We start from the raw sequence: 5,978 nt of genomic DNA on the forward strand, positions 1-5,978 counted from the left end.
GGTTCCTGGCGAGAGGATGACGCAAAAAGGGATTGACTAACTGAGGCCCGTTACAGAAGCCCGGATGGAGCGAAGCGCAATCCGGGGCCGGTCGCGCCAGTCGAGGGAATTGTCCCGGATTTCGCTTCGCTCCATCCGGGCTACGAAGCCTCGCTATTTGCCGGCGAGGCTACGAACGTGCTTGATAATTCCGGAAAAATCCACCCCGCCCTGGCCTGCCTTGTCGAAGGCCTGGTAAATCTCCTGCGCATGCTGGCCGAGCGGCGTCGCCGCACCCGCGGCCTTGGCGGCATCCTGCGCCAGCGTCAGATCCTTCACCATCAGCGCCGAGGCAAAGCCCGGCTTGTAGTCGTTGTTCGCTGGCGACGTCGGCACCGGGCCCGGAACCGGACAATAGGTCGTCAGCGACCAGCACTGGCCCGACGAGGTCGAGGCGACATCGAACAACGCCTGATGCGAGAGACCGAGTTTCTCACCGAGCGCAAACGCCTCGCTCACCGCGATCATGGAAATGCCGAGGATCATGTTGTTGCAGATTTTTGCGGCCTGGCCTGCGCCGGCGCCGCCGCAATGCACGATCTTCTTGCCCATCTTCTCCAGCACAGGCTTGGCCGCGGCGAACGCGTTCTCCTCGCCGCCGCACATGAAGGTCAGCGTCGCGCCCTTGGCGCCGCCGGTGCCACCGGAGACCGGTGCATCGACCGAGAGCACGCCGTTCTTGGCGGCCAGCGCATGCGCCTGACGCGCGCTCTCGACGTCGATGGTGGAGCTGTCGATGATCAGCGCGCCTTTGGTCATGGCGGGCACGACCTCGTTCCAGACGCCGAGCACGTGCTTGCCGGCCGGAAGCATGGTGACCACCACATCGGCGCCCTTCGCCGCCCCCGCAGCGCTGTCGGCGATGCCGGCACCGTCGGCCTTGGCTTGATTGCGGGAGGCCTCGGCGAGGTCGAACGCGACCACCTTGTGGCCGGCCTTGACCAGATTGGCGGCCATCGGGCCGCCCATGTTGCCCAGACCAATGAATGCGATCGTGGCCATCTTCGTTTCCTCCGCTTCAATCGTTGATTAGTTGAACTTCAGCTCGTCGGCGCCGATCTCGGCGAGATATGGCGCAAGCATCGCCGACGTCACATCCTCGATCCGCGGCGGCGACCAGGTCGGATTGCGGTCCTTGTCGATCACGGCGGCGCGCACGCCCTCGCGGAAATCGTCGCTGCGGAACACTTCCAGTGCGGCGCGATATTCGCGCACCAGGCATTCTTCCAGGCTCGACGCCTTACGTGCCAGCCGCAGCAGTTTCAGCGTCACCACCATGCCGCGAGGCGACTTCTCGCCGAGCGTCTTCAGCGTGGCCAGCGCGAACTCGGAACCGTCGCGCTTGAGCGCTGCGACGATGTCCTCCATGCGATCGAAGCTGAACAGCGCGTCAATCATCGGCTCCTTCGCCGCGACCGGACCTGCGGCATCGCCAGTCGCAAAGCCGTTGATGAGCTTGCTGACCTCCGACGCGGTCACGCCTGCGCCAACCTTCGTCAGCGCCTCGCGCAGCTCGGGCCATTTGGCAGCCGGGACCACCGCATCGGCGAACTGCGCGTGGATCGCGTCGGGTCCATTCATGGTCTGACCGGTGAGGCCGAAATAGGTGCCGATCTCGCCGGGCGAGCGCGACAGCAGCCAGGTGCCGCCGACATCAGGGAAGAAGCCGAGCCCGACTTCGGGCATCGCCAGCTTGGTGCGATCGGTGACGACGCGATGGCTGGCGTGGCCTGATAGCCCGACGCCCCCGCCCATCACCAGGCCGTCCATGAACGCGACATACGGCTTCGGATACTTGGCGATCCGCGCGTTCATGACGTATTCCTGGCGCCAGAACCGCGCGCCGAGATCGCCGCCCTCGCGCGAGCTCTCCCAGAGGCCGCGGATGTCACCGCCGGCGCAGAGGCCGCGTTCGCCGGCACCTTCCAGGATGATCACGGCGACATCCGGATCGGCTTCGAACTGGTCCAGCGCCGCGTCGATGCCGATGGACATCTCCAGCGTCATGGCATTGATCGCCTTGGGTCGGTTGAGCCGGATCACGCCAGCTGCGCCCTCGCGGCGAACGATCAGATCGCCCTCCTCCGTCATCGCGCGCCCTCGATCAGCTTGCGCGCCACAATCAGCCGCATGATTTCATTGGTGCCTTCGAGAATCTGGTGCACGCGCAGATCACGCACGATCTTCTCGATGCCGTATTCGCTGAGATAGCCGTAGCCGCCGTGCAGCTGAAGCGCGTTGTTCGCGACCTCGAAGCCAACGTCGGTGCCGAAACGCTTGGCCATCGCGCAGAGCATGGTGGCGTCGGGGTCCTTGCGGTCGAGCGCCGCGGCTGCGCGCCAGAGGAAGGTCCGCGCGGCCTCGAGCTCGATCGCCATGTCCGCGAGCTTGAATTGCAGCGCCTGGAATTCGTCGAGGCGTTTTCCAAAGGCCTTGCGCTCCTTCATGTAGGTGCGCGCCTTGTCGAGTGCAGTTTGGGCGCCACCAAGAGAGCACGCCGTGATGTTGAGACGGCCGCCGTCGAGGCCCGCCATCGCGATCTTGAAGCCGACGCCTTCCTCGCTCAGGCGGTTGGCCACGGGCACCCGGGCGTTCTCGAAGATCACGGCGCGGGTCGGCTGCGCGTTCCAGCCCATCTTGCGCTCATTGACGCCGAACGACACGCCCGGCGTCTTGCCGTCGATGACAAGGGTCGAGATGCCGCCGGGGCCATCGCCGCCGGTCCGCACCATCGCCACCAGCAGGTCGGTGCCGCCGGCACCCGATATGAACTGCTTCTGGCCGTTGAGGACGTAATGGTCGCCGTCGCGCACCGCGCGGGTGCGGAGCGCGGCCGCATCGGAGCCTGCGCCCGGCTCGGTCAGGCAGTAGCTCGCGATCAACTCCATGGTGCAGAGTTTTGGCAGCCATGTGTGGCGCTGGGCGTCGCTGCCATAGGCATCGATCATCCAGCTCGCCATGTTGTGGATGGAGATGAAGGCGGAGGTGGTCGGGCAGCCCGTCGCCAGCGCCTCGAAGATCAGCGCCGCGTCGAACCGCGTCATCGCGGAGCCGCCGACATCCTCGCGGATGTAGATGCCGCCCATGCCGAGCGTCGCCGCCTCGCGCATCACGTCGACGGGAAAATGCTTTTCCTCATCCCAGCGCAGCGCGTGCGGCGCGATCTTTTCCGCCGCAAACGCCAACGCCATGTCGCGAACCGCGACCTGATCCTCGTTCAGAGCGAACTGCATGCTGGGCTGCTCATTTTTCTCTCGTCATTGCGAGCGAAGCGAAGCAATCCAGACTGTCTCCGCGGAAAGATGCTGGATTGCTTCGTCGCTACGCTCCTCGCAATGACGGCTGAGGAGATTACTTCATCAGCGGGATCGAGAACTCCGCACCTTCCTTGACGCCGGACGGCCAGCGCGAGGTCACCGTCTTGGTCTTGGTATAGAAGCGGACCGAGTCCGGGCCGTGCTGGTTGAGGTCGCCGAAACCCGACTTCTTCCAGCCGCCGAAGGTGTAATAGGCAATCGGAACCGGGATCGGCACGTTGATGCCGACCATGCCGACATTGACCTTGGCCGCGAAGTCGCGGGCAGCGTCGCCGTCGCGGGTGAAGATGGCAACGCCGTTGCCGTAGTCATGCTCGGACGGCAGCGCCAGCGCTTCCTTGTAGTCATGCGCGCGCACGACCGAGAGCACCGGGCCAAAGATCTCTTCCTTGTAGATCCGCATGTCCTTGGTGACGTTGTCGAACAGCGAGCCGCCGAGATAGAAGCCGTTCTCGTAGCCCTGCATCTTGAAGCCGCGGCCGTCGACGGCAAGCGTTGCGCCTTCCTTGATGCCGATGTCGATATAGCCCTTGACCTTCTCGACCGCCTCGCGCGTCACCAGCGGACCGTAATCGGCCGACGGATCGATCGAGGTCCCGATCTTGAGCGACTCGACGCGCGGGATCAGCTTTTCCATCAGCCGGTCGGCGGTGGACTTGCCGACGGGCACGGCAACGGAAACGGCCATGCAGCGCTCGCCGGCCGAGCCGTAGCCCGCACCGATCAGCGCGTCGACCGCCTGGTCCATGTCGGCATCCGGCATGATGATCGCGTGGTTCTTGGCGCCGCCAAAGCACTGGCAGCGCTTGCCGGTCTGGGCGGCGCGCTCGTAGATGTATTGCGCGATCGGCGTGGAGCCGACGAAGCCGACGGCCTTGATATCGGGGTCGTCGAGGATGGCGTCGACCGCTTCCTTGTCGCCGTTGACGACGTTGAGGATGCCGGCCGGCAGTCCCGCCTCCATCATCAGTTCGGCGAGCAGCATCGGCACGCCGGGATCGCGCTCCGACGGCTTCAGAATGAAGGCGTTGCCGCAGGCGATGGCGGGGGCAAACTTCCACATCGGGATCATCGCGGGGAAATTGAACGGCGTGATGCCGGCAACGACGCCGAGCGCCTGGCGCATGGAATAGATGTCGATGCCGGGGCCGGCGCCTTCGGTGTACTCGCCCTTCATGAGGTGCGGAATGCCACAGGCGAACTCGGCGACTTCGAGGCCGCGCTGGATGTCACCCTTGGCGTCGGGCACGGTCTTGCCGTGCTCGCGCGCCAGCAGCTCGGCGAGCTTGTCGTAGTCGCGCTGCACCAGCTCGACGAACTTCATCATGACGCGGGCGCGGCGCTGCGGGTTGGTCGCAGCCCATTCCGGCTGCGCGGCGCGGGCGTTCTCGACGGCGGCGCGAACTTCGGCCTTGGACGCCAGCGCCACCTTGGCCTGGACGTCACCGGTCATCGGCTCGAATACGTCGGCGGTGCGGCCCGAGGTGCCCTTGACCTCCTTGCCACCGATGAAATGTCCGACTGCGCGCATGGAAAGAACTCCTTAGGTCCCGGTCTGATCGCTTTGACAAATCCTATCGACCTGCATTTTATAGGATTCAAGTCTGAGATAATGCACCATAGATGTGCGAAAATGCTGGATCAAGGTACCATCGACTGGGACGACTTTCGCTTCGTGCTGGCCATCGTCAGGGGCGGCTCGGTTTCGGCTGCGGCAAAACAGCTTGGGGTGGACCATGCCACGGTGATCCGCCGGGTCGACCGGCTGGAAAAGCACCTCTCGGCCAAGCTGTTTGACCGGCGCAAGACCGGCTATCTCCTCACCGAGGCCGGCCAGCGGGTCGCCGACAGCGCTGAAGCGATGGAATCGACCATCGTCGCCAACCAGGAGCAGGTCGGCGGCTCGGTGGCGCGGCTGACGGGAACGGTGCGGATCGGCGCCCCCGATGGCTTCGGCACCGCCTTCCTGGCGCCGCGACTGGCCCCCTTCGCCGACCGGTATCCCGATCTCGATTTGCAACTTGTAGCCACCGCGCGACTGTTCAGTCTCTCCAAGCGCGAGGCCGACATCGCCATCAGCCTGACCATGCCGAAGGAAGGCCGCATCGTCGGCCGCAAGCTGCTGGACTACCGCCTCGGGCTTTATGCCGCGCCTGGCTATCTCGACCGCTTCCCGAAAATCACCTCGCGCGAGGTGCTGCCGCAGCATCGGTTCGTCGGCTACATCGAGGAGCTCCTGTTCACGCCGGAACTCGATTATCTGCCGCAGGTGTCGCCGCGGATTTCGGCGCGCTTGCGCAGCGCCAATCTGATCGCGCAGCTCAACGCCACGCTCTCAGGCTTCGGCATCGCGGTGCTGCCGCATTTCATGGCGAGCGACTATCCGCAGCTTGTGGCGGTGCTGCCGGAGGAGATTTCGATCACGCGGACGTTCTGGATGCTGATGCACGCCGACAGCAAGGATCTCGCGCGGATCAGGGCGGTGGCGGATTACATTGGCGAGATCGTGGAGCGCGATCGGGCGTTGTTCGCGGGGCGAACTTCATAGCAACCATTAAAGGCTATGCGGCTTTTTCGGTCCATGGCGTTCCGCGCTGTACGACGGTATTGGCATAGATCAGG

The 5,978-nt window shown here is 64.8% G+C and carries 5 protein-coding genes; 1 reads left to right on the forward strand and 4 read right to left on the reverse strand.

Annotated features, from left to right (window positions below):
• Positions 1-153: 153 nt before the first annotated feature.
• From mmsB to AC1RR3_RS38455, 4 genes are all read right to left on the reverse strand, one after another.
• The gene (mmsB, locus tag AC1RR3_RS38440; protein ID WP_492830520.1) at positions 154-1,062 is read right to left on the reverse strand and encodes a 3-hydroxyisobutyrate dehydrogenase; all 909 of its coding nucleotides are present in this window, start codon (positions 1,060-1,062) and stop codon (positions 154-156) included.
• 6 nt (positions 1,063-1,068) lie between these two features.
• Positions 1,069-2,130, reverse strand: coding sequence for an enoyl-CoA hydratase/isomerase family protein (locus AC1RR3_RS38445; protein ID WP_492830512.1), 1,062 nt, complete (start codon positions 2,128-2,130; stop codon positions 1,069-1,071).
• Positions 2,127-3,272, reverse strand: coding sequence for an isobutyryl-CoA dehydrogenase (locus AC1RR3_RS38450; protein ID WP_492830514.1), 1,146 nt, complete (start codon positions 3,270-3,272; stop codon positions 2,127-2,129). The genes AC1RR3_RS38445 and AC1RR3_RS38450 overlap by 4 nt, the downstream gene beginning before the upstream one ends.
• A gap of 118 nt (positions 3,273-3,390) precedes the next feature.
• Complete coding sequence (locus AC1RR3_RS38455) at positions 3,391-4,887, reverse strand: CoA-acylating methylmalonate-semialdehyde dehydrogenase (RefSeq protein WP_492830516.1); 1,497 nt, start codon at positions 4,885-4,887, stop codon at positions 3,391-3,393.
• A gap of 102 nt (positions 4,888-4,989) precedes the next feature.
• Between AC1RR3_RS38455 and AC1RR3_RS38460 the strand changes: the two genes are divergently transcribed.
• A complete protein-coding gene (locus AC1RR3_RS38460; protein ID WP_492830518.1) occupies positions 4,990-5,904 on the forward strand; it encodes a LysR family transcriptional regulator in 915 nt (304 codons plus the stop codon).
• Positions 5,905-5,978 lie beyond the last annotated feature (74 nt).

It is taken from the genome of Bradyrhizobium sp. GW821-FHT13H05, from assembly GCF_058804065.1.